The 1,817-nt window shown below is 63.1% G+C and carries 3 protein-coding genes; 1 reads left to right on the forward strand and 2 read right to left on the reverse strand.

Translation table 11 applies throughout. From position 1 onward, the window contains the following. Nucleotides 1–190: 190 nt before the first annotated feature. Both EN991_RS34705 and EN991_RS34710 read right to left on the reverse strand, forming a co-directional pair. Entirely contained in the window at nt 191–577 is a 387-nt protein-coding gene (locus EN991_RS34705) for a hypothetical protein (RefSeq protein ID WP_127370415.1), read from the reverse strand. Between the two features lie 43 nt (nt 578–620). After that, on the reverse strand, nt 621–1,055 hold the full coding sequence (locus tag EN991_RS34710; RefSeq protein WP_127370416.1) for an EF-hand domain-containing protein: 435 nt from the start codon (nt 1,053–1,055) through the stop codon (nt 621–623). A 248-nt stretch (nt 1,056–1,303) separates the two neighbouring features. On the opposite strand from EN991_RS34710, the gene EN991_RS34715 reads away from it, so the two are divergent. Further along, the gene (locus EN991_RS34715) at nt 1,304–1,726 is read left to right on the forward strand and encodes an EF-hand domain-containing protein (RefSeq protein WP_127370417.1); all 423 of its coding nucleotides are present in this window, start codon (nt 1,304–1,306) and stop codon (nt 1,724–1,726) included. The last annotated feature ends 91 nt before the right edge of the window (nt 1,727–1,817 follow it).

The following is a 1,817-nucleotide window of genomic DNA, read 5'->3' on the forward strand; positions in this document are numbered from 1 at the left end:
GCTCGGACAGCGCGCTTTGGCTGCCCGCGGCGATGCGCGCCAGAAGCAGCTCATCGTCGCCACGGGGCTCCTCATGTCGCACGGCGGCGCGCATCCACGGACGAGACTGCTGGTTCGGCGAATCCGAAATTCGCATCGATCAGGAGGAGCAAAGAAACGAATTTCGGGTTCAAATCCATCACACCAGATGTCAGCGCCGCCAGCGGCGGAAGCCGTGGACCGTGTTGCCGTTCGGGCCGGTGAAGCTGCCGGCCGATCGTCCCCGGAACGGCCCGCGCGCCGACACCCGTTTTCCCGAAAAGGTCTGCCCATTCGGCCCGGTGCCAGAATAGCTTCTGGCGCAGCGGTCAACAACGCCTCCCACACATTTGGAGCTCGACGTGTAGGTGCTGCCGCCATTCGGACCGGTTCGGGTGGTCGAACCGGTATAGACGCCGCCATCTTTGGTGACGCTGCGGCTGATCTCGCCGCCATGGGCGGTCGGACGCTGCCACTCCTCGGCCGAAGCCTGCGAAGCTGCCGACCAGGCAAGCATCGCACCGAGACATAAAATCGGAATCTTTGCCGAAGACAACATGTCGTACTCCTTGTTTTGTAAAGGGAATGATCGCTGCCGAGCATCAGTTGGCGTGCTCGGCGATCAGCTTGCGGACGGAGGCGATCTCGTCGGCGGAGAGCTTGCCGTCACCATCCCGGTCCGCGAGGTCGAACAAAGGCATGCTGCTGGCGAATTCCTGCTCGGAGACCTTGCCGTCGCCATTGGCGTCCATGCGCCGCCAGCGGCTGCCGAGCCGCGCCTGCGCCACCTCGGCGCGATCCTTGATCGCCTGGCGGGCGCTCTCCATCTCCTTCTCGTCGATGACGCCATCGCCATTGCGGTCGAGCTTCCTGAACAAGCGCTCGCGGGCGGCCGTCATCTCATCCTTGGAGATGGCGCCGTCGCCATTGGTATCGATCCGTTGCAGGATGCGCTGGCCCGGCATGTCCTGTGCCTGAGCCGCGCAGAGCGGCGCAAGCCCGATGAGCAAGGCCGCAATCAGTAACGAGCGTTTCATGATGATGTCCTTTCATTGTCAGGCCGCGGGGGCGACTGCTGACCGATACGCAGCGAGAGCCGGGCTCCTACGCTCGACACGCAAGATTTTTTGCCGGCCTTGAATCCTCTATCGCGGTGGGGATAGGCGGCTGTGCTGGCCGCCTCGAAAAAATCATCTCGCTTTGCGTAGGACCACCACAGGCGCTGCGTAGAAGGCTCTGCAAGGACGGTCCGCGGCGGACCATCCGACCCAATGCGGAGATCAATATGAACAAGATCGTCATGGCTCTTGCTGGCGTGCTGTTCTGCACCGCCAGCGCCTGTGCGGCTGACGGCGGTGCCAGGGAACTCTTCCGGCGCATAGACACCAACGGCGACCGCAAGCTCGAGTTCGGCGAAATCCAGGCCGCGCGGGCGCAGATGTTCGACCGGATGGATGCCAACCACAATGGCTTGCTCGATGCGGACGAAGTGCGCGGGGCAGTGGAACGGGTGAAGTCGAAGCGCGACTTCCAGGCCACGCAATTCGCCGGCTTCCAGGCCCAGGCCGGCCGCATCGACCGCAATGGCGACGGCAAGATTTCGCGCGACGAGTTTGCCGCCTTCATTCCCGACCGGCTGCTGCAGGCGGACAAGAACGGCGATGGCGCGCTTTCGATCTCCGAACTGCGGGCGCTCCGACGTCAGTAATCCCCGAACCCGTCGACCCCATTCAACAGGAGTGAAAAGATGAAACGGACAATCACGGCGTTTTGCAGTTTGATGATTGGCGCCACGGTGC

This window comes from Mesorhizobium sp. M7A.F.Ca.US.005.03.2.1 (assembly GCF_003997795.1).
GTDB classification, from domain to species: domain Bacteria; phylum Pseudomonadota; class Alphaproteobacteria; order Rhizobiales; family Rhizobiaceae; genus Mesorhizobium; species Mesorhizobium ciceri.